Below are 24,626 nucleotides of genomic sequence, written 5' to 3' on the forward strand. Positions count from 1 at the left end.
AATCCGCCCATCATTTTATAAATTGGGAATGAATTATGATCCGTAGTATGACCGCTTTTGCACGGCGAGATATCAAGGGAGATTGGGGAAATGCAGCCTGGGAGCTGCGTTCTGTCAATCAGCGTTACCTGGAAACTTATATTCGCCTGCCAGAGCAATTCAGAAGCCTTGAACCTGTCATCCGTGAGCGCATTCGTTCCCGCCTGACGCGCGGCAAAGTGGAGTGCAACCTGCGTTTTGAGCTGGGCACCCTTGCCCAAAGCGCCTTAATTCTGAATGAAAATCTGGCAAAACAACTGGTTGAAGCGGCAAGCTGGGTGAAACAGCAAAGTAACGAAGGTGAAATTAATCCGGTGGATATCCTGCGCTGGCCGGGCGTGATGTCTGCCGAAGAGCAGGATTTGGATGCCATCAGTGCCCAATTACTGGCGGAATTAGATCTGGCACTGGATGCGTTTATCCAGAGTCGTGAGACGGAAGGACAAGCACTTAAGACACTGATTGAACAGCGCTTGGATGCGGTCACCGTGGAAGCGATGAAAGTCCGGGAACAAATGCCGGCAATCCTGCAATGGCAGCGCGAACGCTTGCAGACCAAGCTGGAAGAGGCACAAATTCAGTTGGATAATGGCCGCCTAGAGCAGGAACTCATTTTATTAGCTCAACGTATTGATGTGGCAGAAGAGTTGGATCGTCTGGATGCCCACGTTAAAGAGACACGCAATATCCTGAAGAAAAAAGAAGCCGTTGGCCGCCGGTTGGATTTCATGATGCAGGAATTTAACCGCGAATCGAATACATTGGCTTCAAAATCCATTAATGCGGATATCACCAATTCTGCGATTGAGTTGAAAGTGCTGATTGAGCAAATGCGCGAGCAGATTCAAAATATTGAATAGCATTTCTTAGCAAATCACAACACCTCAAAAAGCCAGAATACACCTTGTTGTAACTGGCTTTTTTACTATCAGAGCATTGCAGAGAGAATCACAATAGCGCATGATTAGGGTGTACCCAAAGGTGTACCCATGAAACATTCAAAAAACTATTTTGGGTACACCCCTACTTTTTTTCATTGGAGATTGCACAATGCCTAAACTCACAGACAAAGAGATCAGGGCGTGGATAAAGTCAGGCGAAAGATTCGAAGGGAAAGCGGACGGTAACGGGCTATATTTACGCTTTAGAGAGATTGACCGAATTCCAGCATGGCGTTTCAGATATAAATTGGCTGGAAAGTCCAGAACCATGAATTTGGGAACGTATGCTGACCTATCGCTAGCCAAAGCGCGAGAGCTTACCCGTGAGTTGTCCGCACGTGTTGCTTTGGGCTATGACGTTGCCGGAGAGAAACAGGAGCGCAAGGCCGAAGCGCTGGCAAAGATTGAGGCTGAAAAGAACGCTATAAAGGTATCAGACTTAGCAGCTGAATATTTTGAGCGCCAAATACTCCCACGCTGGAAACACCCCGATATACTCCGCAGACGCATAGACAAAGATATTAACCCTCGCATTGGTCATATGAAGCTAGAGGATGTGAAACCTCGTCATATTGATGAAATGCTAAAGAGCATTGTAGACAGAGGCGCACCCACTATGGCGACCGATGTTCTACGGTGGCTAAGGCGCATGTTTGATTATGCCATTAAGCGGCAGATGATAGAGATTAACCCGTGTTCGGCATTTGAGGTTGCGGACGCTGGCGGGAAAGAAGTATCACGCGATAGATGGCTAACCAGAGAAGAATTAATCATTGTACTGAGAACGTTCAGAACGTCTTCAATCAGCCGCCAGAATGAAATCAGTTTTAAGATACTGCTTGCTCTATGCTTGCGAAAAATGGAGCTATGCGCCGCACGCTGGGAAGAATTCAACTTTAAAAAGGCAGTCTGGTACTTTCCGGCAGAACGCAGCAAGAACGGTGATGCGGTAGACATTCCATTGTGCCCACAGGTTATAGAGTGGTTTATGGAATTAAAGGCTATGGCTTGTGGTAGTCAGTATGTTCTACCCGCCAGAAAAATGCAGCATCGCATGATCCCACATATTCAGGAATCTACCTTACCCGTTGCGCTCGCCAAAGTAAGACGGGAATTACCTGTTGATATGCCTAACTTCACTATCCACGATTTTAGACGAACTGCCAGAACCCACTTAGCCGCGTTAGGTGTTGATCCGTTTGTAGCTGAACGCTGCTTAAATCATCGTATAAAAGGCGTTGAGGGTATCTATAACCGACATGATTACTTTGACGAACGCAAGGCCGCATTAGCTCAATGGTGTGATTTACTGGTGTCGCTGGAGAAAGGCGAGGACTACAACATTACTCCAATAAAACAAATTAAACGGAAATTTTTATGAAGAAGCCACCTGAGATTGATGTATTTAAGTTATTTTCATCCCAAGGGCTTGCAACTCCCAATGCTGTAGCTCTTTCACTTCTTGGTATTAATCCTTATACGGCAGTTAAAGATATACCAGAAGAGTATTCAGATCATGTTAATCAGCTAAGAAGTGCTATTGTGAATAATGTAAACGCTGTCAATCCGTTACAGGACACAAAAACAAACTCAGCGGTTGATTCTGATATCGTGTTTGGTGCTGCATATCCGTGCATGTGCCTTTTAGAAGGATTTATCCCAGAGGTCATTACATCAAGAATAAAACAAGCTCTGAACAATACATATACAGAGCATAGAAAAAATGATGAATGGAAAACATACATTAAAGCCTTTGGTGGACAAGAATTAGTTCAAAAGATAGCAATGCAGAATAAAAAAGGTCAGGGGCAATACCGCAAAAATGATGAACAAAAAGGAACTTACAAACTAATTGGGCTACTTGTACTACTACTCCAAGAAAAAACTATAAATGGCTGTCAACCATCAAACAATTACGGCTCAATAGGTAAACCTAACAAGAAAAAAATTTATGAGGATATCGAAAATTTAGTTAAAAAAATGAACGAAGATTTGTTAGCTGACGGAATGAACAAAGACTTTTTAGGCGGTGTTGGGTCCTCCACATTCTATGACAAACTAAGAGATGCTGATTACTACTTAAATGAGAGCAATGAACAATTGGTTCATAAACAATAGACTACTAAATCACCATAAACCTACCCGTGAATATTGTTGCTTGCAAAGTAAGCAACAATGACGAGCAGTAATGAGCAATGATGGTCAATATTACTCATGGTATGACACGGTGTTATATGGTGTTATATGGTGTTATATGATTACTAACCCCACCTACCACACAAATAACATAACGAATTGATATAATTAAAATAATTATCAGATGTTTGATTTTTATCCTAATCTTTAAAATTCATCGCCAACCTTATTTTTCAATGGAATAAAATAGTTTCAATGGATTTTATGATTGTTTCAATGGATTCCATTCTTGGTGGAAATCGTGTTTTTTAAGCCCTAGAATGCTCCTAACACGTCACAGCAGAGATAGGCATAACATAGGGAGGCCAGAAGCAGCATGACGAAGCAGAAAAACCCTCGCATGAAAAATACAAGCCCATACCCTGAAATCGGTAATGCACGTAAACGCCATACCGCAGACTTTCTGGGTATATCTGATTCAACATTACACCGTTGGATTAAAGATAAAAAAATACCGCAGCCTTTTGAATTAGAGGATGGTTTTTTTGTCTTTGATGCAGCAGAAATACGTCAATGGGTAGAAAATAAAAAATCACGAAGAGAATCTATAGTTATATAAATTTATTTATAACTTTATTGATTTATCTTTATGATAAATTAAATCTTATCCAACATAACTAACAAACCCAAAAACATCAATAAATAGGTGTTGAATTTTTACGCCCATATATAACCATAAAAAGGACACAGGTTATGAATGAAGTATCATTCTATAAAGATGAAAACCTATCATATATCTTTAACTACAAGTTCATACCGTTTGAAGAGAATGGTAAAGACACCGGATTTATGATTCGAACTATTGAATTATATCAACTGGCAAAAATGAAAGATTCAATTAAAAAATTCACTGAAATCACAGGATTTAACTTTGATAATCTTATTCCTTCTGTAGAAGAAATAAAATTTCTTATTAAGAGGGGGCGAAGTGTTGTATCGAATTATTCAAAGCTGCCTGAAAAACAGGAGGCTGAACTGAAAAGTCTGGTTGACATATTAAATAATGCTCAAAATGGTAAAATAAGTAAACCTACTGGCTATCATCTCAGTACCCGAGTTTGGATTACTGATATGCACCACGCAGTAGAAAGGAAAGAAGACTCTATTAAGCGTGAGAGAGGTAAACTGGAGAAAATGAATGGTCTCTATGGTTTATTATACCCGGTTATTGAATGGTTATTTTCTGAAAAGATAACGGGGTTTAAAAAAGAACTATTAGAATCTATCCCCAGAGAAACAGTGAATTTAAATGCTTTATTATCAGAAATGGATTGGGAACATAGTCGCGCATGCAAACTAATTATATCAGCGACGGATGAGTTAGAACGTTGTGTTAATAAAGTCATTAGTCAATGTGTTACTCCAAAAGATAAATATAGGTTGAATCATACTCCCGTTTATCAAAGTGATTACTATAAATTATATTATAGAAAAGAAAGTCATCATTTAAAGCATGTGTTAACCGCTGATGAATACGTTAATGCCATGGTCAATGCTAAAAATAGAACTCAAGATAAATTGAGCTATATGTAATTTAAAAAACAAGGAAATCATTATGTATATTACCGCCATTCCAGATGCGGCCAGAACTTTTCACGCCAATTTTACCCGTGGGGCTAAATATTCCTCTAGCAACAGTGATACTTTTTATATTTCTTCTCCTTCTGAAAATCTATTACGCGTCGCTATTTCAGATTCAAGTTGGTTTCTAAATAAATTAACACTCGCGGATGTGAGTCAAGAAAACGGTGATACGGTTAATTTAGGGGATAATACTCTCCATACGGGAAGAGTCATTGACGGGCGATTCCATAAACGTGCCAACATGGAAAGCGCTCCTTATGCTTTAGAAGAAACAGATACCTGCGCCGCAATTTCTTATGAACAAATGTCACTCATTGCCAACAGTGGCAGTGGGGATGATGAACACTTCACTAAAGTGATGTCTGACTTGTTTTCTAAAACGGTTTCGTTAGACATGGTTAGAATCGGCTTTAATGGTGAATTCTGTGCCTATCCGACTCAACCCGATATCTATAAACGCGGGCAAGATGTTAATCGGGGTTGGCACGCAATAGCGAAAGAATTTAATCAGGGTTCACAAGTGATCACCGATAAAATTGTCTTAGGCAAAAATGGGGATTTCCCTAATTTAGATGCTATCGCAAACTATCTTATCATCAAGAAAATCCCTGAGGAATTCCGCGAAGATCCTCGCTTAGTGGTCTTGGTCGGTTCAGAACTGGCGGCACTCTATCGAGAGAAATTATTTAGTGCTTCGGATAAAGCGGCAGATATTCAAGCCAGCCAAATGGCACTCAGTACCATTGCGGGGCGCTTTGCACTCATTCCCCCGTTTATGCCAGGTCGTCGATTGGTTGTGACTACGTTAGATAATTTGCATATCTATACGCAAAAAAATACCCGGCGTTTCCGCGCAGAATTTGTCGATGAAAGACAAGTGTATGAGCACAGTTATTTGCGTAACGAGGGTTACGGCTTAGGGGATAGCAACCTTTATGCAGCCGTTGATGAAAATGCGATCCACATTGAAGAAGGGGTATTTTCCCTATGAGTGAATCACATTTAATGACGACTTGGATTTGTGTTGCGACTGAGGGGCAAACCATTGATAGACGTGTTATCGAAGCGCAATGGCTGAATGAAATAGCAGAAACCTACGATCCCCATTATTACACCGCATTGATCTGGGAAGAACATAACCGCAATCTTGATAATTTAGGGGAAGTACTCGCAGCCCGAACCGATGTCATTGATGGAAAAGCACGGCTCTACTTGCGATTAAGACCGAATCTAAAGCTCATGGAATATAACAGGCAGGGACAAAAATTATTTTGCTCTATCGAGGTTGAAGAAGATTTCCAAGGACAGGGGATTTTTTATTTGGGAGGTCTTGCTGTTACAGACAGCCCTGCGAGCGTTGGAACAGACAGATTAAAATTCAGTATTAATCGTTCTCACTTTTCCCGCAAGAAAAGTAAGTTTTCGATTAGTTCTCCGGCAGTATTTAACCTTTCGGATGGACTCAAAAATACGAAAAATCGTTGGTTTACCGCTATCTCCGCAGGTTAATGCGTTTGCCCGGTTTAGGCCGGGCTATTTCCCCTATCTCTATCAACTTCGCAGTTTAAGCCGATTTTAATCATGAAAATAAAAAGGTTGCATCCGTCTAAGCGGTTGGGCTATATTGAAAATACGTTAGCAAAATCTAACGTCGGGCGTGGAAACCTGAATACTCGAATGGCGACAGTAGACGCCACATGCGTCTTTTTTTATGTCGTAAATAATGCCTATCTAATGGCGGCTTACGCCTATCTGAATTCAATGGTGGCGTTATCGGAGCACCCGAAAGGGTGGCTGGTATCCATTCGAGCCAGTATTTCCACCTCTGATAACGTCACCGCCCCTACTGAGCGTGGAAACTCTGGCGGTGATTGCATAAATCATCGAATGGAGATCATCGTTATGATGGCTATCCCTACCCAAACTCAATTTAAATTTATATTCCTGTGCGTAAAACGTTCTGATATTACCGCTACACCCTGCCGTATTGAGGCTACCGCGCCAGATGAACACAACGCAAGAATACTGCTTATTCATGATTTTGTGCTCTTGTTTGCAGGTCGTTTACCTGTGCAACCAAAGAGAGAGGGTTGATCATGACAAATACCACACATAAAAATGCCGTCATTTCTGCTACAGGCGAAAAGCAGCTATTAAGAGTGGCGCAGATGACTGAATTCCTCGCCGAATTATTAAATAACAGCGCAGGTCGTCATATTTCAAGCGAAGGTATGGCAGTCGTCATGGAGTGTTTATCGGAACAAGTTGAACTCATTATTGAGGAAAGCAGCCTAATGAACAGGGATATTAAATAATGAATAATCAAAACTATCCAGACGCTTCAACAATACCAACAAGCATACCTTCCGTGACGGATATCGTTAAGGCTGCTAATGGGCGTTGGTTTTATATCTTAAGCAATTTAGGGGTATCTGTACCCGAAAATCACAAGCACGGGGCTTGTCCTAAATGTGGCGGCAAAGATCGCTTTCGGTTTGATGATAAAAACGGGAAAGGCACATGGTTTTGTAATCATTGTGGCAGTGGTGACGGACTCGATTTACTTAAATTAGTGACGGGGCAAGACATCAAAACGGCCTGTTCTGAAATCAACAAAATATTGCTTTTGCCTGAATTCAAAAAAATAACGCCAACCAGAGTAAAAAAGGTTAGCGCGCAAAAAGGTATCGAGTTATTTGAAAAACTGAAAGCCTTATGTTTTTCAGGGGAAAGCCAATATCTCTCAAATAAAGGCTTAACCAATCATCAATATTTAATTACTCAGCAACAATATATACAAGGTGAGATTATTTTTCCAATCGGTTCACTTTTATTGCCCTTAGTGGATAACCAACGTTCAATTAAAGGCGGGCAATTAATCAGCCCGAAAGGGGAAAAAAGCCTGTTAGCCGGTTCTGCGCTTTCAGCTTCATTTATTGTTGTCGCTGATAAAACGGATAAAAACATTGAACAGGTTGTTATTACAGAGGGTTTTGCCACAGGGTTAAGCCTGTCAAAGGTGATTGATGCTTTCATCGTGGCGGCTGTGGCTGCCACTAATCTAGTCAAAGTTGCGCAGAAGTTGAGAGAACGGTGGCCACAGGCAAAAATTATTATTGCCGGTGATAACGATTTTATTGATGGCAAGGAAAACACGGGCAAGTTATGGGCAGAAAAAGCGGCTAAGGCAGTCGATGGTTGGGTAACATTGCCACCGACTCACTATAAAGCTGATTGGGATGATTACCGACAAGAAAACAGTGATAACAAGGTAAAAGAAGCTTTCTTTGAAGAAATGACCTACTGCGGAAAAGATAAAGCCTATTTACCGCAAGGCTTCCGGTTGACGCAAGAATATTTATGGTATGACAAGCTCGTCAATAAATCGGATGGTGATACCGAAGTCAGGAACATCAAAATTAGTAGCCCGATAAAAGTGACTGCAATTACCTGTGATGCTGACAGTAGTAATTACGGGCGTTTATTAGAATGGGAGGATACTTACGGTAATTGCCGTAAGTGGGCGATGCCGATGGAAATGCTCAGCGGAAGCGGTGAGGAGTTACGCCGGGTGCTTTTGGTCAACGGGCTATCTTATATCAATATTTCGGGGCAGGCGCGAGCGCACCTGATGGAATACATTTCGCTATGCCGTCCAGAAAGAAAGGTTACTTGTGTCAATAAAACAGGATGGCACGGTAATGTGTATGTTTTGCAAGATGAAGTTGTCGGCACAGACGCAGATTCCGTTATTCTTCAAACCTCCAGTGTCCAAGGAAAAGATTTTAGAGTATCAGGCACAAGTGAAGAATGGAGAGAGCACATAGGTAAATATTGCGTAGGAAACGCAAGGTTAGCCTTTTCCGTAAGTTTAGCCTTTGCCTCATCATTACTGAAATTAGTTGGTGTAGGTGGCGGCGGTTATCACTTAAAAGGCGAATCCACTGATGGTAAGACAACCACAATGAAAGTGGCTGCGTCTGTCTGTGGTGGCACCGATTACTGGTATACCTGGCGAGCCACTGGCAATGCGCTTGAAGGTACAGCCTGCCGCCGCAATGATGCAACGTTGATGCTGGACGAAATCAGAGAAGTTGACGGGCGTGAGGCGGGTAATATTGCCTATATGCTGGCAAATGGTCAGGGTAAGGCCAGAGCGAAAACAGATGGAAGTGTCAGAGAAACCAACCACTGGAATTTACTTTTCTTATCAACAGGGGAACTCTCTTTAGTTGAACATGCGGCAAATGCAGGTGAACGCACTTATGCAGGTGTGGAAGTGCGTATGATCCAAATTCCGAGTGATTCAGGTAAACACGGTGTGTTTGAAGAATTGCACCAGTTTGCCAGCGGTAAATCACTGGCTGAGTACCTTGAACAGGCTGTGACTAAATATCATGGCTCACCGTTCCGCGACTGGCTGAAATATCTCACTCATGATCTCACGTTTATCTCAGGAACGGCTAAGGCCTTATTGAAAGAATATACGACAAACATGATGCCAGAGAATGCAGGTAATCAGGTTGGCCGAGCAATTACCCGTTTTGCCCTTGTTGCTATGGCGGGAGAAATCGCAACGCGAGCAGGAATTACAGGCTGGCAACAAGGGGAAGCGTATGCAGCGGCTGAAAAATGTTTAGCGGCATGGATGAAAGAGCGGGGACACACCGCGAATCAGGAAGATATTACCGCGATGGAGCAAGTGACCGATTTTATCTCACGTAATCAATTCAGCCGCTTTGCGGATTGCTACGATGAGAATAGTCGTCCTCTCAATATGATGGGCTTTCGTCGTGTTGAAAAAGGTATTGGCAATCAAGAACCGACTATTCAATTTTATGTATTACCCACAGCGTGGAAAGAGATTTGTAAAGGTTTTGATTCGCGCAAAGTCGTCCGTCTATGTGTTGAAAAAGGCTGGCTTGAAACGGGGAAAGATGGCAAAGCACAAACCAGTATACGCCTACCAGAAATAGGGGTTAAACGGGTTTATGTTTTCAATAACGAGGTTTTGGGTTCGGCTGAAATTAGTTAATAAAACTGACCATCTTATTTTTTCAGTGTAACAAGGGTAACAGGTGTAACAGGTGTAACAGGTGTAACAATCATGATTTTAAAGGTATTTTTCTGTTACATCTTTTATTTCTAGATGGGTAACAAGGTGTAACATATTAGCATTTGTTACCCGTGTTACACCTTGTATTTTGATAATGTGTAACAGGTTTATTCCTTATAATTCAATGCTGTAACCTTTGTTACACCTGTTACACCTCAAAATAGAAAGGTAGATATTTAACAGGCTTTATTCTGGCAGGCAATTGATGTGAGGGTTATCGACAATGAAAGTATTAAAAGTTTATTGCCCAGAATGTGACGGACAGGCAACAATCAAAAAAATCAAAACGGAAGGATTGAATAACATACCGGAACTTTATTGTTGCTGTAATGATATTGAATGTGGCCATACATACGTTTTAAACCTGAATTTTTCACATTCGATACGCCATAGTAAGTTGACACAAGATCCGAGTAATCATGTATTGAAGTTGTAGCAACCTAAGAATTAGCATTACCATTTTCTGGCTAGAATTGTCAGCCACAGAACGTAAACAGTGACAATAAATTTTTCACACCATTTCAGTTCACATTTCCTCCTACCCCGCATAAAGACTGGCTTTTCAGTTTTTATGTTGGGTTTCCTCCCAAGTAAAAATCTCACGTAAAATAGAAAAATCATTTAATTTCAAATAAATACAATCATCCCACCAGAATACAACTGAATAAGAAACTGAAATTTACTGAAATTCTTTTCACCCATTTCAGTTTGTGATTTTTTTCACACAGCCAGTACTGGCGCAGTCTGGCGATTCGTCTTGTAGAATTTTAAAACTGAAAATTTTTTTTGATCCAAAACGTGCAGGCGGGTGCGGTGTAGTGCGTTTTACGTGGGGTTTACGTTTATTTCGTAGGGATTACGTGGCGTAGGTGTGATGTGGTGACGTGAACCAAATGAACACATCTAGGCCGTAAAATTTTATCTACATAGCGTAGCGCACGATTGGTTGCGTTATATGAGGATGCAAAAAAGGTCACAGTTAACGCTGTCTCTTGGTGGGTGATTATTCTACTTTGTGAATGGTTTTAGATTTGTGATAAATGCAAGCAATGCCATGCTTACAATTGGTGGGCTAATGATTACATTAAAGGTAAGCTACCCACAGCATCAATCTATACTACCAATCTGAGAGAGGCGATATATGGAGCAGCAGCACCAGCTATTTGAAGAAATAAAGCTACTTAGTGAAGACGGTATTGAATACTGGTCAGCGCGAGATTTAGCGCCATTACTAGATTACAAAGATTGGCGAAATTTCCTAAAGGTTTTAAACAAAGCACTCCAAGCATGTGAAGCCAGTAATCAAGAGCCTTCCTACCATTTCGTTGAAGCCAACAAAATGGTTACTCTTGGGTCTGGTGCTGAAAGAAAAATAGACGATATAAAACTATCCCGTTATGCCTGTTATCTAGTTGTACAAAATGGCGATCCGAGCAAACCAGTGATAGCGGCAGGGCAAACATATTTTGCGGTTCAGACTAGACGGCAAGAACTAGCAGATAATGAGACATTCAGAAAATTACGCGAAGATGAAAAACGGTTATTTCTGCGAAATGAATTAAAAGAGCATAACAAGCAGTTAGTTGAAACAGCCCAGCGAGCAGGCGTAGAAACAAATATTGATTTTGCCATTTTCCAAAATCACGGCTACCAAGGCTTATACGGTGGATTAGACCAAAAAGCAATTCACCAGAGAAAAGGCTTAAAAAAAACACAACGGATATTAGATCACATGGGGTCAACGGAGCTTGCTGCTAACTTGTTTAGAGCAACCCAAGCTGAGGAAAAGTTGAGGCGAGATAACATAAAAGGCAAAACACAAGCAAACCAAACTCATTTTGACGTTGGAAGAAAAGTAAGAGATACAATCCAAGAGTTGGGCGGAACAATGCCAGAGGATTTACCATCGCCAGAGAAAAGCATCAAACAATTAGAAACGATAGCAAAGAAAAAACTCAAAAAGTAATCATATCGCTAATATGTGATTTTCATGGTTGTACATATTCCAATCAGCCAGTGGTACACCTCGATTTATCGTGTACCCAAGGGTGTACCCCTAGAAAATATTGAATAGCACAAACCCAGTAATAACAAGGCTTCATGCCGCCCACTCAATGAATAGATTCATAACGAGTCGCTATACCACGCCAGCGCTTCAAATGGAGAACCGCGTTTTCAACCCAATGCCTGAGTTGACAGAATTCCCGATCATATTTTCGTTGGGCTTTGCGATTCTTGCGGCTCGGAATTTGTACCTCCATCCCTTGATTTTTCGCTTGTTCAGCGATGGCATCACTGTCATAGCCCCGATCTGCTAATACATGTTCGGCAGCGAACCCTTCAATCAAGTCATCAGCTTGTGAACCATCTGCTGTGGTACCACTTGTAATAATCGCTCTGACCGGCATATCATGCGCATCCACGGCCAAATGTATCTTTGTATTGAGCCCCCTTTTGTGCTGCCCATCTCTTGATTCCCTCTTTTAGCCTCTGCCCAGCGATGCGTATTTTTCCAATCACCGTAATCGGTCGGTAAATATCGTGGCGGGGGTATGCGAATGTGCTCATGGTTAGCATTGGCTTCGCAGGAAAGGTTTTTGATCCCTCATGGCAAATGACACGGGGGATGCAGTCACCTGAATACACAACAAATATCAACGAACTGCCGATAGCCAAAGTGAGATAGGATGTATTGCATTACGGTTTCATTCGTAATGCAATGCTTCTGATTTTCTCCGCCTTTTCAAAATGGTCGAACTTCATCTCCATAATCCACCAGCTGGCGACCTCCATTAACAATTCTGGATCATCGTTTTTATTGGCAAAGAACGCATAGAATGACAGCCCTACATTTGCTCCTTTTGATTGGATCTTGGCTTCACAGGTTTTAATGATCTTATCTATCATATCGATACGCATAATATACCTCCAAGAAAAGAAAGGGTGCTTGCATCACCAGACATAACATAAAGAAAGAGAAATGTGGGGGAGTTACCTCCCCCATAAGACTACGCTTCGCAGGAAAGAGTAGCTTGAACCACGGTGTTTCCACTGCTGACGCTCAAAGAGCAAAGCCTATCTCGCATTAGCAGAGAGAAACACAAAACCGTAATACATACGGCAATTAGCCCAATGAGGCAAACTTGGTCATTCCTTTTGACTCCTTAAGTTAAAGGAGGCAGAGTCAAATTGTTGCGTTTGGAGACTACCTCGAATTAATGTTTACAACTAATTCGGGGCTTTTGTCTTTCTGGGACTTGCAAATGCTCGAACCAGAATGATTCAAGCACCCACACCGATAATAACAGATTTTCTCTTCTAACAATTTGCAATTAACTTTTCTTGAATACTTACCTAAAATAAATTTAGGTCGATGGCATCGACATGACAAGATTATATGTCAATGCTATCGACGTGTGCTTTCTTTATATACCAAAAAACAAATCACCAATCGCCCGAAGCGCCACCACCAGCACTGCGGCCACCACCCCCGGAAAAGCGATCATTATCGTCGTCACTGCCAGTACGGTCAGAACCAGAGCCACCAAACAAGCCGCCGAAAAGACCGCCGAATAGGCTTTTCAATAGCGACGACACGGTAGAAATCACCAAAAATATCAGAATCACTGGCGATATAAGGACTAACAGATAAAACTCGGCCGGAATGGAGGAAAATAATCCAATAAGGCTCAACAGATAGGTGCTTACCGCTATCGTCAGGGCACTTTTTAGGAAACGCTTAAACCAGTGCCCCTTGCGGAAAACTACCATTGGCAAGAAGAACAGGCTGACCAGCCAAAAACCCAATAGTGCAACAATGTCTTTACCGGATATCTGGCTAAATGCGCCGTCGTCTTCGGCGATAGCCTGAGTTACCTTCGTCGTTTCTTTCAGTGTTTCCGCTTGATTGGTGTTTTTCAGCAATGTACTAACTGAATCAATGGCATTACTGATCCCCTCAAAATAAGCCTGTTCTTTGAAAGCTGGCTTCACCTCTTCACGCAAAATGCGTGCAACCTTGCCATCCGTTAATTTACGTTCTAAACCGGAACCGACGGCGATACGCATTTTATGATCATCTGAAGCGATCAAAAACAAGATGCCGTCATTATCTTCTTTATTGCCCAACTTCCATTTATCAAATACACGGGCAGAAAATGCCTCAACAGTTTCGCTGCCCGTCGTCGGGATAATCAGAACTGCCATCTGTACCTTTTCTTCAGATTGCAGTTTTTTCAGTTGACGGGTCAGACGTTGGCGCTCTTCTTTCGTGAGTACCTTAGAGGTATCTGCCACACGCGTGTTTAGCGCAGGAACATCAATGGTGACTGTTTCTTGTTTTATCTCTTCTGCCGAGCTATTGCTTATTCCAATAAGCAATAAAAACAGTATAAAAAAGTATTTTATTATTAAAGTACAGTTTATTCTCGGTGGTATTATTGGCGCTCTACAACCATCCTTTGATATAGGGGGAATTATTAGCATTAACTATCCTTAACTCTTATTTATGATGTCAGTCACGCTTATTATATGGATATATCCCATTGCACGTCATTAAGAAAACGGCATTATTTTTTACGATAATGCCGTGGGTTAAATTTATTTTTCCACGTTAATTTTTGCTGCTCTGCATGCGGTTAATAATGCCAATATAGGTGCAATGGAGAAGAGCAAAAATAGCCAATGAGAAGAAGATGCGGCGCCGATTATACCGCCCGGCTGATAAAATCCAAATAAATTGACGGTCATTCCCCCCAATGCAGAACCAAATGCTGTGGCAAATAACTGCACTGTCGTAATGGATGAACCGGCGATGTTTTTATCCTCATCACTGGAAACCTGTAAAATACGGGTCAAAAGATGAGGCCAGCCGAATCCAACCCCAAAGCCAAATAATCCCAAGCCTAAGATTACCGGCAGTATTATCTGCCATTCTCCTGCCGATTGGGATGGCAGCAATGCAAGCAACAGCAACATGCCAACCAGCATGAAAACGGGGCCGCTGACAATCGCAAACCGTATCTTCGCCCCTTGCCAGCTCGCACTGAGCATTTCTCCTACCGTCCAGCCCACGGCGGCGGCAGCCACCATATAACCGGAAGCCAAAGGGGATTGCCCATGCAGCATTTGCAGAAAATAGGGGACAAAAACATCGCCCGATAAGCCAATGACCAATAGCGCGATCGTCGCGAATAAAACCAGATGGGGAGAACGCAAACTCAGGGCATTTTTAGGCAGTAATCTTGTTGAAGTCCGGCGTTCATGAATGACCAATAAAGCGACCAATATCACCGCCACAACAATACCGGTAATGTTGAGCCGGATATCTTGTGACAAACTGCCAGCGGAAACCGCCAGTACCGCGGCGGATAGTAGGATCAATTGCACAAGGGGCAATGCGGTTTTGGTTTTATTCTGTGCCTCTGTTTTAGGCAAAATCCGGTAGGTAAATACCGCATAACACAGAATAATCGGCAGCATAATGCCAAAAGCGTAACGCCATGCATTCATTTCAGCAAAAATCCCGCCAATCGCCGGCCCGATTAAGGTTGCAACGCCCCACATCCCCGATACCAGCGCCATCGCCCGAGGCCAAAGTGATTGAACAAAGACAAGATTAATCATCAAATAGGAAAGGGCAAACAGAAACCCTCCGCCAAGCCCTTGAATGGTTCTGCCAATCAGCATGATTTCCATCGTCGGTGCAAGGGTACACAGTAAGCTGCCGATGAAAAAGACCAGCGCGGCAACCAGATAAGCCTTTCTTGCGCCCGATGCACTCAATAATCTCGCAGAGAGAATAGAACCCATAATCGATGCCACAACAAACAAGGTGGTATTCCAGGCATAGAGATTCAATCCTCCAATATCATTGACGACAGAAGGCAGGATCGTAATCGCAATCAGGGTATTCGCTGCCATCAATCCCACGCCCAGTGAAAGTGCGATCGCACTCGGCGCATTTTCGCTGGAAAACAGATCCCTCCAGCGGCTTTCCTCAGTCTTTATCATCATTGTTGTCCTGACACAGGTTGAGTTGTGAAAAATCTTACGCTAAATTAAACAAGATAAATCTTGGAATAAATTAATGTCGGAATCAACAATATGTCAAGCTCAGACTTGGAAAATAGTATAATCGTTGGGCAAACCGTGAGTGATAAGCTACTAATGTTGCTAAAAACTCATGGTGCCTTACAAGCCTCTGATGCCGGCAACTTATTGGGAACAACGGGAGAAGCAGCCCGTCAGCAATTTGTCAAACTGGCTAAGGAAGGATTCGTTGAAGCAAAGTCAGAAACCAGGGGAGTTGGGCGCCCGATACAGCTTTGGCATCTCACAGAGAAAGGCCATGCCAAATTTCCTGATACCCATGCAGAACTCACCACGCAGTTGATCTCGATTATTCGCAGTCAACTGGGTGAAACTGTCATGGATTTGATTATCAGCACCCGCGAAAAAGAGGCTTTTGCTAACTATAAAAAGGCGATGGAAGGGGCGACCGGGTTACTGGAGAAAGTTGAGCGTCTGGTCTCAATCCGCTGCCGGGAAGGCTATATGGCTCATTATTCGGTTGAGGAAAATGGCGCTATTTTGTTTTTTGAAAACCATTGCCCAATTTGTGCCGCCGCCAAATTGTGTCAGGGGTTTTGCCGGACAGAGATAAAACTGTTTCGGGAGACCCTGCAAGCCAATGTGGAAAGAACGGAATATATCCTGAGTGGTCACCGACGCTGTGCGTATCGTATTACCGCCTCACAGGTTTGATATATAAAAAACCTACTCAACCCAGAGTTTGCGTAGGTTTTTTATGGATAAATTCTCAGGCAACTTAATCAAAGCTAAAATCGGTCAGTTCATCCTTGGTCGGCGCACCATTGGCTCCCGGACGGCTGACCACAATCGCGGCAACGCGGTTGCCCAGATCGACGGCATCGCGTAAAGACATGCCCTGAGATAATCCGGCCAACATTCCGCCACAGTGGGCATCACCGGCACCAATCCCATCCTCCGCCTTGACCTTATAAGCAGGAACATACTCTGGCTCGCGATTGGGCTGGCATATCCACGCCCCCTCAGCACCAACACGGGCAATGAGTGTAACACCCTGTTCATTGGCATAACGGCTGGCTTGAGTCTGGGTATCCCCCGCACCACACAGTAAGGCAACCTCATCTTTGTTTAAGCTGAGCAGGGTTCTTTCCACGGGCAGCGCTTGAATAAATGCAGGATCGATATCAATCAGGCGAGGGCCAAAATCCAAGACCAAGGTGATCCCTGCCGGCGAGTTCAGCAGCCATTGACGCAAATCATCCGCTTTGACATTGGCCAGTTCATAGCCGCTGGCATAGAGATATCCCTGTTCTGGCAGAGGGATCGTCGCCAATCTCTCTTGATGCCAGGCATCGTCACAACCGGGAACGGAGACATAGATACGTTTGCCGTCGGGCTTCATCATGGCAAAACACCAGCTATTGTCTTTGGTCGGATGACGCAAAGTCACTTGCAACCCAAGCTGTTCCATTTCGGTTGCGACACGTTCACCCCAAGTACCGTTACCGACAAAAATGCCATTGATCACCGGCGCTTGCAGCCGGCACAACGCACGCGCCACATTAAACGCACAACCCCCGACCTGCCGGTCAATTTCTTCTGCTTCCCAATATTCACTCTCTTGAAGCAATTCGGGGATTCTAAGCACAATATCCCCTGTCGCCGAACCCAACACAACGACAGGTCGTTGAGACTCCTTCATTTTTTGTACCTATTCAGCATCAAATACAGACCATAACAGACAAAACTGACGAAAAATGCCAGAAATAACCCAAGGCTGGAATTGGCAAAAATGCCCACCGCCCACGGGCCACTGATAAAGTCATTTTGCGTCACCGAGAAACCCGCCAATGCGCCCAGCAGCCAGCACAAGATGGGGAGCCATTTGATGCCGCCATTCGGTCCAACATAATTGAACAATTTATCCGGACAATAGCCCTGATTGCGGCGCAGTACGATGTAATCAAGCAGGAAGACGGCTTCCCATGAGGCCAGAAACACGCCGAAGAATATTAAGAAGGCGACAAACGGCCCCATGAAATCACCGGTCACAAACAGGGTATAAACCGCAACAGACAACACAATGGTGGAATCAATGGTCACCGCATGAACCCGTTTGATTTTTATGCCCAAGGTCAACAAATTCAAACTGGCGGAATAGAGGCTCATAACCGCCATGGTGACGATCCCCGCAATGGCGGTCATTAAATACGGGATCACCATCCAATCCGGCAGGATAGAGCCAATATGAGCAATAGGATTCTCTGAATTAGGCAGATCAGGTAATTGAACGGAGAGCAAGATCCCCGTAAACAGCAGCAAGACCAACGGGATCATGCCGCCTGCGGTGATTGCGGTAAAAATTTTTGCTTTGGCGGCGTTTTCATGTTGATAGCGGCTATAATCGGCGCCTGTCGCTGCCCATGCAATACCACTACCGGCAGCAACCACCGAAACAGCGGGCAGGAACCCTGTTAACCAACTGCCTGACGGCATGGTTAAGACAACTTGCCATTCTGTCGTGAACAGAATATAGAACACCACCACAAGCGTCATGACACCGAAAATTTTGGTGACCCAGCGCTGCATGGTGATGACCATCTCTTTTCCCAGCAACGTGACACCAATTGACAGGCCGGCAAACAATGCCATGCTGACCACCGTCAACAATGGGCTTTCACTCAGCCCGCACGCCTGAAACAACGCGGAAAGTGTCAAAGTACCGGTCACAATATTGATGGATTCCCACCCCATCGAGATGAACCAGAAAATCACTGTCGGCGCAATATTTCCCTTAATACCAAAAATCGTGCGGGAAAGCGTCAGCGTTGTGGTTCTGCCCAATTTACCGCTGAAACTGATATAGCCAACCAACGCAAAGCTGGACAGGCCAACCAGTGCCGCGAGTACGGATTGCAGAAAAGAGAGTTTAAAGGAGACGATGATGGCACCGTAAACAATGCCGAGAATGCCAATATTGGCGGCTGACCAGACCCAGAAGAGATCCAACGGTGTGCCTGTGCGTTCTGACGCAGGGACAATATCGATACCCGTGCGTTCTACCTTCCAGAACCGATGACGTTTTTGCTGTGTACTCATTATGTTTTCCATCACTGAGAAATGGCTCTGGTCATGGTGACAATGGCTCTCTTTCCCTAGGTTGGCGCAAATCACACACTTTACCGGAGTACCAAAAAATAACACCATCACCAGAGCACCACGTTCCCATATACCCTTCATCTTTCGAGCTACAGCTTTGTCAGATGTCATTCGAAACATATCGGATATACAGCGCCTGCCAATAGATCAGGTAGCGTCAGAAAGAAAACTTCCTCAACTCCCGATTTCTTATATAAGCAGGATTTATACTTTATCTGCCAATTAAGGCCAATGAAAGTCCAATTTTGTCATTATGTGATGCCAATCTAATTCCAATACACTCTATACCTTGCTGTACAGGCTAATGTACACTTAGGCCATCGAGTAACTGGGGTAAAAAAAATGCTGAATCACTTTGTTGACTGGGTATGCAAACAACTTGAAAAGAAAGGCAGTAGCCCTCGTTATATCCAACTGCAAAAAGCCATTGAAATGGCCATTGAAAAGCGATTATTGCATGTCGGCGAGTTTTTACCACCAGAACGCCGATTAGCTGAGCTTCTCAATATCTCCCGCGTCACCGTCAGTAAGGCAATGCAGCTTCTGGAGGAAAAAGGAGTCATCATACGTCAGCAAGGGATTGGCACTCAGGTGGTCAAACCGGGTGGTTCTTCACTCAATCAGGCGGTGGGTTTTACTTCTCAAGTGATTAAAGATGGGGGAACGGCCTCCAATTATTGGCTGTCGAGAAATATTATTCCCGCACCGGCCAAAATTGCGAAAAAATTGTCGGTTAACACCGGTGAACCTATCGCTGAACTGCGCCGCATCCGCCTTGCCAACGGGATGCCGGTTTCCCTGGAAAATACCTATATTCCCCGCCCCTATCTGCCTCATCCTGAACGATTGGAAGGCTCCCTGTATGGGTATTGGGAGGAGCAAAACATCCATCTCACCAACGTCAATCACAAAATCAAAGCCATTGCCTGCCCTGCGGATCTGGCCATCCTGCTTAATATCGCTGAAAGCTCGCCACTGCTACAGATTCACCAAATCAGCCAGAATAACCAAAATGAGATTATCGAATTCAGCGAAATTTTGTGTCGTGGTGATATTTATCGGCTGGATTTCAATTCTCCACAAAATATCAACATCAATTACAAACTCAAAAATAGTTAATAAATATAATCGTTTTTAGATGGACAACCCCCTTCACTTGAAGGGGGATATTTCGCCTAATACCTTCTTATCACTTATTATTCACGGCCTGTACCTGCCATCAAAAAACAAACTGACCGATAAGTAGCATATGATCTTTTAGCTGAGGAATTATTTACCTGCCGCCTCCAATTGCTGGTAAATATAATGCTTATAACTCTCTACCAGCGCATTATCCTGACAATCATTCAGTGCACCGTCACACAAATGGCGCATAAGCATATTGGCCTGATAAAACGCAGGAGCTGACAAACGGGCGCGTTCCAGAACCATGCCGCCAAGGAAGGATATATCGGTCAGCTTGCCCGTAGTTATCGGCGCCCCCTGTTGCAGATTATCCCGCAGCGTAAATTGGGTCACATGTGCCGGATCGGGCAGTGGAGAGTGATAACGGTCAAAATTTATGTTTGGCTGATGATCCCCAAAGTAGAGGAAAACCGTCGGCTTGTCGCGATGGGCAACAAAGTCACTGAAATCCTTGATGGCCGGATCAGACGCTGTGATTTTTTCCATGTAATGGCTAAATTTGCCCACTGCGGTCGCAGAATCAATGTTGCCGGCCAATCCATAATCATCATGATGGCTCTCTTCATAAGGGCCGTGTTCATACATGGTCAGAGAGAAAATAAAAATCGGCTTGTCTGTCTCTTTAGCCCGTTCTTTCTCCAGAATCGTTTTCACATAAGACAACATATCTTGTGTCGAAATTTTCCATAAATTTTCTTCCATGCCAGCGGGATAGCCCAGCTCCTGTGGTTGGATAATGCGATCAATCCCCAGTGTCTTGTAAGCATGTCCCGCATGGTAAGCGGACTTATTAAATGGGGTCAGCACCACCGTGTAATAACCGTTGTCTTTCATGGCGTGGAACAGGCTGTTTTTCAGGTGATCAACGACAAAATAGAACACCGCATTTTTACGCGAACCAAAATCATCCGTATTCAAGCCGGTCAAAATGGAAAATTCGGATAACCACGTCCCGCCGCCAAAAGTCTGTACCCTGAGCGGGCTTTGGGCACTGATACCGGCATCACGCTGGAACATGTACAGATCCGGCAACTGAACATGAGTGGGTAATTGGTAAATATGAGGATTAACGGTAGATTCCTGCAACAAGACAACTACATCGGGTTTCACCGCTGACTGAGTTTCCGGCAACGTCACTTTTTTCGCCTGCTGCAAGAAATAATCGGCCGAGGAGCCAAATTTCGGCGGCTGATATTGCGCATCCGAGGCAGACATCACCATATTGGTCACCGTTCCCCGCCCTTTCGGCAATTCATCTTGCCATTGGGTGTAGTAGGCATTCACAGTCAGATTGATATCCCAAATCCCCACAGCTATCAAAATGATACTGGCGAGACGCCATTTAATCCCTCGCGCAGGCGGCAACGCTTTCCAGCTCAATATCATGTTGAATATCAACCAGATAAACATCGCCACCACGGCAAGACCGGCCAGCCAATAATGGCGTAGTGTTTCCTGATTTGACGGGTCCAGCATAAGATTCAAATCAGAAAAAAACAGTTGCTCTTTGTAGTAATGGACTTTTATCTGGTTGAGGAATTTGAGGATGATAAACAAGGTTCCGGTTAACGCCGCCGAAAACAGCCAGCGCGCTGACACGAAAAAAGCCAGGCCAAAGATGGCGCCGAATACGCCGACAGACACCAGCGCGGGATAAATATCCCCGCTTTTCTCAAACACAATTATCAAAGAAGCGATTAGCAGCAATCCAAGATAAATCCTGGATATTATCTTTTTTTTCATACTTTATTGCGTCCCATACATGAGTTCAGTTTGCCAACCCGATGAAAAATAGCACAAGTTACCCAATCTACTGCAAATAAAATGCAACAGATTCGTCCAATGGAGACAATGTGAATTCAGCGGAGTTCAACGATTCCAGATCGAATTGCGGATAAATTGCGTGGTAAGAAGTTGTCGATATGAATAATATCCGAGTGACAACGCCCAAACGACACATCGATACTCACAGAGGTAAAAAATAATGAAACTAAAAAATAGTATTAATGATTATACCGAAGAGGAATTTCTCAAGTTATTACAAATAATTTGTGACTCAGATACAGAAACGGAAGAAGAACACCGTGTTCTTGTGAGACATTTTAGAAAAGTCACTGAACATCCCAGTGGCAGCGACCTTATTTATTTTCCAAAAGAAGGGGAAGATGATTCGCCGGCAGGGATTTTAAAAACGGTCAAAGAATGGCGACGTAACAATGGCAAACCGGGATTTAAACAAGGCTGATGCAAAAACACCAAAACCAGCAGATCCAAAACGCAATATCAAAAAATATCTTTAATGGAGAAAGATCATGGGAATTCAATTAAATCTAGTTTGGTTCGATAGAAAAAATAAAGATTTTGTTGGTGAGGAGTATTCACAGGATTTAGGGGATGATAATTCTGTCATTGAGCAATGCGGCTTGCCTTTACACGATACATTGAACAATGGTGTATTTGATGTATTAGATACATGGGTTCCTGTTTTACAAGGTAATTTTAAGCATTTGATTGATTTAGATAAATATTTTTATCAAATCTCATTTGATTATCGGGATTAATTCCAACCTCTCCACACCTATGCGGCTAAAAAACCCCTTCATCCCGCAAAACGTGCAAATCCGCTTTCCTGCGGGTAAACCCGGTACGATCAAAATATTCCAGTATTTGGATCGCTAATTTCCGGCCAATGCCTAATTCATCGCGAAAATCGATTGCCGTTATGTCTCCCTTCGCTTGAGAATAGCGGCGGATTAAATCAGCAAACTGCTGGATGCACTGACGATGGTAATAACGGTCGGGCATAATGGCGATAATCAGCCCCAATTGTGCGGCCTTGCGCAAAAGACCACGCAGGGTGGCTTCATCTTCCCCCATTTCAATTGCCAAATCGCGTACCCACCACGCTTGCGTTTTAAAATGGGGTTCTGCCTGCAACCACAAATTTTCCTGCTCCGCGGTAAACATCAATCCATGTTCAGGCAAGTGCAGCCAACCATGGGTTTGTTTTAGCTCGTCCTGTTCCAATAGCTGATGGATAAGTTGATAAACCAGCATCTCATCCAGTGCCGGCAAAACCATGCGTTTCAAACGCGCTTTGCCCACGCCCTGTTGATCCGGGTGTTTTTCGTGGTATTCCACGACAGCCTGTAAAAGTTTTTGTTGTGCCAGTGTCGCATGATGCTGCGAGAATACCCAGTCACCCGCAATCAACACCTTTATCCCGACCAGTAAGCGGTTGAGCTGACTTTCGGTCAACTGGCGCGCCCATGCAAAGTGGCTGAGTGACAATGCCCCACGGGTTAAAGATAAGGTGAGATTTTCTGCATGGCTGCCCGTTCGCGCCAGTTGGGATAACCAACCCAGAAATTCAGGCTGCCGTTTTCCCCTGCGTGGGGAATGTAAGCTAATGACCCGCGCCCCCGCCAGCGTCCTCTTGGCACTGATATCACGCAGTATCAAGCGATCATTTTCCGCCAGCCACAAAGGGCGATCCAGTGTCAGTTCAGCCAGCCAGCGAATTCAGGATAGAAATGCGCCCGGTGATATGGCTGGCGGCGTGGTGGATATGCAGGGATTGCCAGTTTTGCAGTGGCTGATCGGCTTCAATTTCGACTAATACTTTTTCCGCCGCAAGCCATCGGTTTTGGGATATCGGTTGCTGCGATAACAACCAGTCTCCACGGGAAATTTGCGCTTTGCTGATATCACCGACGATATTCAATGCAATACGCTGCCCCGCCTGAGCGCGCTGGGCAGGTTGATTCTGGGCATGCAGGCCACGCACTCTCACCGCTTGATCACAGCCCGTCAGCCACAACGTGTCACCGACATTGATACTGCCCGCTAACGCCGTCCCGGTGACAATCAATCCTGCACCTTTAATGGTAAAAACCCGATCAATAGCCAACCGAAAGCGTTGCTGCAATTTTTCATGCTGCGGATTTTGCCGAAAAGACGAGGAATGACGTTGATAAATTAACAGCAAATGTTCCCTCAGTGGGGTAATGCCTTGATCCGTGGCGGCGGCCGTGACAAACAGAGGCACCGATTGCCAACCTTGTGATGCCAATAATTGCCCTACCTGTTGCCGGACTTCCTCAATCCGTGCGGGTTCGACACTATCCGCTTTGGTCAGCACAGCCGTGAGAGCCGGCCGACCGATCAAACGCAAAATAGCCAGATGTTCCCGCGTCTGCGCCATCACACCATCATCACAGGCGACAACCAGCAGGATATGATCGATGCCACCTATCCCCGCCAACATATTGGAGAGGAATTTTTCATGTCCCGGTACATCAACAAATCCCACCGAAGACCCATCCGGCTGCGGCCAGTAGGCATAACCGAGATCG

Annotated in this window: 24 protein-coding genes and 3 pseudogenes; 18 read left to right on the top strand and 9 right to left on the bottom strand. The window is 44.1% G+C overall.

Features of this window, described 5'->3' with window-relative positions:
- Window positions 1-35: 35 nt before the first annotated feature.
- From PSI15_RS06340 to dinD, 12 genes are all read left to right on the top strand, one after another.
- Window positions 36-899 (top strand): YicC/YloC family endoribonuclease, encoded by an 864-nt coding sequence (locus tag PSI15_RS06340; protein WP_273582792.1) that lies wholly within the window; start codon window positions 36-38, stop codon window positions 897-899.
- Window positions 900-1,089: 190 nt separating this feature from the next.
- Complete coding sequence (locus PSI15_RS06345) at window positions 1,090-2,361, top strand: tyrosine-type recombinase/integrase (RefSeq protein WP_273582793.1); 1,272 nt, start codon at window positions 1,090-1,092, stop codon at window positions 2,359-2,361.
- Window positions 2,358-3,098, top strand: a complete 741-nt coding sequence (locus PSI15_RS06350; RefSeq protein WP_273582794.1) for a hypothetical protein — start codon at window positions 2,358-2,360, stop codon at window positions 3,096-3,098. Before PSI15_RS06345 ends, PSI15_RS06350 begins: the two co-directional genes overlap by 4 nt.
- Window positions 3,099-3,492: 394 nt before the next feature.
- The gene (locus tag PSI15_RS06355; RefSeq protein ID WP_273582795.1) at window positions 3,493-3,735 is read left to right on the top strand and encodes a helix-turn-helix transcriptional regulator; all 243 of its coding nucleotides are present in this window, start codon (window positions 3,493-3,495) and stop codon (window positions 3,733-3,735) included.
- 134 nt (window positions 3,736-3,869) lie between these two features.
- On the top strand, window positions 3,870-4,709 hold the full coding sequence (locus PSI15_RS06360) for a hypothetical protein (protein WP_273582796.1): 840 nt from the start codon (window positions 3,870-3,872) through the stop codon (window positions 4,707-4,709).
- A 22-nt stretch (window positions 4,710-4,731) separates the two neighbouring features.
- Window positions 4,732-5,751: a P2 family phage major capsid protein gene (locus PSI15_RS06365; RefSeq protein WP_273582797.1), complete on the top strand. Its 1,020-nt coding sequence runs from the start codon at window positions 4,732-4,734 to the stop codon at window positions 5,749-5,751.
- Window positions 5,748-6,269, top strand: coding sequence for a GPO family capsid scaffolding protein (locus tag PSI15_RS06370; RefSeq protein ID WP_273582798.1), 522 nt, complete (start codon window positions 5,748-5,750; stop codon window positions 6,267-6,269). The genes PSI15_RS06365 and PSI15_RS06370 overlap by 4 nt, the downstream gene beginning before the upstream one ends.
- Window positions 6,270-6,341: 72 nt before the next feature.
- Window positions 6,342-6,854, top strand: coding sequence for a host cell division inhibitor Icd-like protein (locus PSI15_RS06375; protein ID WP_273582799.1), 513 nt, complete (start codon window positions 6,342-6,344; stop codon window positions 6,852-6,854).
- A gap of 2 nt (window positions 6,855-6,856) precedes the next feature.
- A complete protein-coding gene (locus PSI15_RS06380; protein WP_273582800.1) occupies window positions 6,857-7,075 on the top strand; it encodes a hypothetical protein in 219 nt (72 codons plus the stop codon).
- Window positions 7,075-9,795: a DUF927 domain-containing protein gene (locus PSI15_RS06385; protein WP_273582801.1), complete on the top strand. Its 2,721-nt coding sequence runs from the start codon at window positions 7,075-7,077 to the stop codon at window positions 9,793-9,795. The genes PSI15_RS06380 and PSI15_RS06385 overlap by 1 nt, the downstream gene beginning before the upstream one ends.
- Before the next feature lie 304 nt (window positions 9,796-10,099).
- Complete coding sequence (locus tag PSI15_RS06390; RefSeq protein ID WP_273582802.1) at window positions 10,100-10,312, top strand: ogr/Delta-like zinc finger family protein; 213 nt, start codon at window positions 10,100-10,102, stop codon at window positions 10,310-10,312.
- A gap of 705 nt (window positions 10,313-11,017) precedes the next feature.
- Window positions 11,018-11,842 carry a DNA damage-inducible protein D gene (dinD, locus tag PSI15_RS06395; protein ID WP_273582803.1) on the top strand — a complete coding sequence of 275 codons (825 nt, stop codon included), beginning with the start codon at window positions 11,018-11,020 and terminating at the stop codon, window positions 11,840-11,842.
- A gap of 160 nt (window positions 11,843-12,002) precedes the next feature.
- Here dinD and PSI15_RS06400 read toward each other — a convergent pair.
- A pseudogene (locus PSI15_RS06400) lies at window positions 12,003-12,424 on the bottom strand (IS5 family transposase); the annotation flags it as partial.
- An 18-nt stretch (window positions 12,425-12,442) separates the two neighbouring features.
- Between PSI15_RS06400 and PSI15_RS18570 the strand changes: the two are divergent.
- On the top strand, window positions 12,443-12,562 hold the full coding sequence (locus PSI15_RS18570; protein ID WP_443256074.1) for a DUF4113 domain-containing protein: 120 nt from the start codon (window positions 12,443-12,445) through the stop codon (window positions 12,560-12,562).
- 11 nt (window positions 12,563-12,573) lie between these two features.
- Here PSI15_RS18570 and PSI15_RS06405 read toward each other — a convergent pair whose 3' ends face one another.
- From PSI15_RS06405 to PSI15_RS06420, 4 genes are all read right to left on the bottom strand, one after another.
- Window positions 12,574-12,795 carry a DUF6500 family protein gene (locus tag PSI15_RS06405; protein WP_273582804.1) on the bottom strand — a complete coding sequence of 74 codons (222 nt, stop codon included), beginning with the start codon at window positions 12,793-12,795 and terminating at the stop codon, window positions 12,574-12,576.
- 89 nt (window positions 12,796-12,884) lie between these two features.
- Window positions 12,885-13,010, bottom strand: coding sequence for a Hok/Gef family protein (locus tag PSI15_RS06410; RefSeq protein WP_273582813.1), 126 nt, complete (start codon window positions 13,008-13,010; stop codon window positions 12,885-12,887).
- 310 nt (window positions 13,011-13,320) lie between these two features.
- A complete protein-coding gene (locus PSI15_RS06415; protein ID WP_273582805.1) occupies window positions 13,321-14,256 on the bottom strand; it encodes a TPM domain-containing protein in 936 nt (311 codons plus the stop codon).
- Window positions 14,257-14,475: 219 nt separating this feature from the next.
- Complete coding sequence (locus PSI15_RS06420; protein WP_273582814.1) at window positions 14,476-15,888, bottom strand: MFS transporter; 1,413 nt, start codon at window positions 15,886-15,888, stop codon at window positions 14,476-14,478.
- Window positions 15,889-15,981: 93 nt separating this feature from the next.
- On the opposite strand from PSI15_RS06420, the gene PSI15_RS06425 reads away from it, so the two are divergent.
- The gene (locus PSI15_RS06425; protein WP_273582806.1) at window positions 15,982-16,641 is read left to right on the top strand and encodes a helix-turn-helix transcriptional regulator; all 660 of its coding nucleotides are present in this window, start codon (window positions 15,982-15,984) and stop codon (window positions 16,639-16,641) included.
- Window positions 16,642-16,705: 64 nt separating this feature from the next.
- Here PSI15_RS06425 and PSI15_RS06430 read toward each other — a convergent pair whose 3' ends face one another.
- Window positions 16,706-17,629 carry a PfkB family carbohydrate kinase gene (locus PSI15_RS06430; protein WP_273582807.1) on the bottom strand — a complete coding sequence of 308 codons (924 nt, stop codon included), beginning with the start codon at window positions 17,627-17,629 and terminating at the stop codon, window positions 16,706-16,708.
- Window positions 17,626-19,026, bottom strand: coding sequence for a purine-cytosine permease family protein (locus PSI15_RS06435; RefSeq protein WP_273582815.1), 1,401 nt, complete (start codon window positions 19,024-19,026; stop codon window positions 17,626-17,628). The genes PSI15_RS06430 and PSI15_RS06435 overlap by 4 nt, the downstream gene beginning before the upstream one ends.
- A gap of 402 nt (window positions 19,027-19,428) precedes the next feature.
- Between PSI15_RS06435 and PSI15_RS06440 the strand changes: the two genes are divergently transcribed.
- Window positions 19,429-20,205 (top strand): GntR family transcriptional regulator, encoded by a 777-nt coding sequence (locus PSI15_RS06440; RefSeq protein WP_273582808.1) that lies wholly within the window; start codon window positions 19,429-19,431, stop codon window positions 20,203-20,205.
- Between the two features lie 150 nt (window positions 20,206-20,355).
- Here PSI15_RS06440 and PSI15_RS06445 read toward each other — a convergent pair whose 3' ends face one another.
- Window positions 20,356-22,014, bottom strand: coding sequence for an LTA synthase family protein (locus tag PSI15_RS06445; RefSeq protein ID WP_273582809.1), 1,659 nt, complete (start codon window positions 22,012-22,014; stop codon window positions 20,356-20,358).
- Between the two features lie 170 nt (window positions 22,015-22,184).
- Here PSI15_RS06445 and PSI15_RS18575 point away from each other — a divergent pair.
- The 3 genes and pseudogenes from PSI15_RS18575 to PSI15_RS06455 form a co-directional block, all read left to right on the top strand.
- Window positions 22,185-22,256, top strand: a pseudogene (locus PSI15_RS18575) (HNH endonuclease signature motif containing protein); the annotation flags it as partial.
- Window positions 22,256-22,516 (top strand): bacteriocin immunity protein, encoded by a 261-nt coding sequence (locus PSI15_RS06450; RefSeq protein ID WP_273582810.1) that lies wholly within the window; start codon window positions 22,256-22,258, stop codon window positions 22,514-22,516. The pseudogene PSI15_RS18575 and the gene PSI15_RS06450, both read left to right, overlap by 1 nt.
- Before the next feature lie 67 nt (window positions 22,517-22,583).
- Complete coding sequence (locus PSI15_RS06455; RefSeq protein ID WP_273582811.1) at window positions 22,584-22,832, top strand: colicin E3-like toxin immunity protein; 249 nt, start codon at window positions 22,584-22,586, stop codon at window positions 22,830-22,832.
- A 25-nt stretch (window positions 22,833-22,857) separates the two neighbouring features.
- Here the strand turns inward: PSI15_RS06455 and selB are convergent.
- Window positions 22,858-24,626, bottom strand: a pseudogene (gene selB / locus PSI15_RS06460) (selenocysteine-specific translation elongation factor); the annotation flags it as partial.

The sequence above is a fragment of the Xenorhabdus sp. PR6a genome, from assembly GCF_028599065.1.
GTDB classification, from domain to species: Bacteria; Pseudomonadota; Gammaproteobacteria; order Enterobacterales; family Enterobacteriaceae; genus Xenorhabdus; species Xenorhabdus doucetiae.

Excerpts from the sequence above, each read along its gene's own strand:
- PSI15_RS06435 (WP_273582815.1), bottom strand. The coding sequence starts at position 19,026 with ATGAGTACACAGCAAAAACGTCATCGGTTCTGGAAGGTAGAACGCACG.
- dinD (WP_273582803.1), top strand. The coding sequence starts at position 11,018 with ATGGAGCAGCAGCACCAGCTATTTGAAGAAATAAAGCTACTTAGTGAA.
- PSI15_RS06360 (WP_273582796.1), top strand. The coding sequence starts at position 3,870 with ATGAATGAAGTATCATTCTATAAAGATGAAAACCTATCATATATCTTT.
- PSI15_RS06365 (WP_273582797.1), top strand. The coding sequence starts at position 4,732 with ATGTATATTACCGCCATTCCAGATGCGGCCAGAACTTTTCACGCCAAT.
- PSI15_RS06345 (WP_273582793.1), top strand. The coding sequence starts at position 1,090 with ATGCCTAAACTCACAGACAAAGAGATCAGGGCGTGGATAAAGTCAGGC.
- PSI15_RS06340 (WP_273582792.1), top strand. The coding sequence starts at position 36 with ATGATCCGTAGTATGACCGCTTTTGCACGGCGAGATATCAAGGGAGAT.
- PSI15_RS06450 (WP_273582810.1), top strand. The coding sequence starts at position 22,256 with ATGAAACTAAAAAATAGTATTAATGATTATACCGAAGAGGAATTTCTC.
- PSI15_RS06455 (WP_273582811.1), top strand. The coding sequence starts at position 22,584 with ATGGGAATTCAATTAAATCTAGTTTGGTTCGATAGAAAAAATAAAGAT.
- PSI15_RS18570 (WP_443256074.1), top strand. The coding sequence starts at position 12,443 with ATGGTTAGCATTGGCTTCGCAGGAAAGGTTTTTGATCCCTCATGGCAA.
- PSI15_RS06355 (WP_273582795.1), top strand. The coding sequence starts at position 3,493 with ATGACGAAGCAGAAAAACCCTCGCATGAAAAATACAAGCCCATACCCT.
- PSI15_RS06350 (WP_273582794.1), top strand. The coding sequence starts at position 2,358 with ATGAAGAAGCCACCTGAGATTGATGTATTTAAGTTATTTTCATCCCAA.
- PSI15_RS06445 (WP_273582809.1), bottom strand. The coding sequence starts at position 22,014 with ATGAAAAAAAAGATAATATCCAGGATTTATCTTGGATTGCTGCTAATC.
- PSI15_RS06440 (WP_273582808.1), top strand. The coding sequence starts at position 19,429 with ATGCTGAATCACTTTGTTGACTGGGTATGCAAACAACTTGAAAAGAAA.
- PSI15_RS06375 (WP_273582799.1), top strand. The coding sequence starts at position 6,342 with ATGAAAATAAAAAGGTTGCATCCGTCTAAGCGGTTGGGCTATATTGAA.
- PSI15_RS06390 (WP_273582802.1), top strand. The coding sequence starts at position 10,100 with ATGAAAGTATTAAAAGTTTATTGCCCAGAATGTGACGGACAGGCAACA.
- PSI15_RS06430 (WP_273582807.1), bottom strand. The coding sequence starts at position 17,629 with ATGAAGGAGTCTCAACGACCTGTCGTTGTGTTGGGTTCGGCGACAGGG.
- PSI15_RS06405 (WP_273582804.1), bottom strand. The coding sequence starts at position 12,795 with ATGCGTATCGATATGATAGATAAGATCATTAAAACCTGTGAAGCCAAG.
- PSI15_RS06420 (WP_273582814.1), bottom strand. The coding sequence starts at position 15,888 with ATGATAAAGACTGAGGAAAGCCGCTGGAGGGATCTGTTTTCCAGCGAA.
- PSI15_RS06385 (WP_273582801.1), top strand. The coding sequence starts at position 7,075 with ATGAATAATCAAAACTATCCAGACGCTTCAACAATACCAACAAGCATA.
- PSI15_RS06425 (WP_273582806.1), top strand. The coding sequence starts at position 15,982 with ATGTCAAGCTCAGACTTGGAAAATAGTATAATCGTTGGGCAAACCGTG.
- PSI15_RS06380 (WP_273582800.1), top strand. The coding sequence starts at position 6,857 with ATGACAAATACCACACATAAAAATGCCGTCATTTCTGCTACAGGCGAA.
- PSI15_RS06370 (WP_273582798.1), top strand. The coding sequence starts at position 5,748 with ATGAGTGAATCACATTTAATGACGACTTGGATTTGTGTTGCGACTGAG.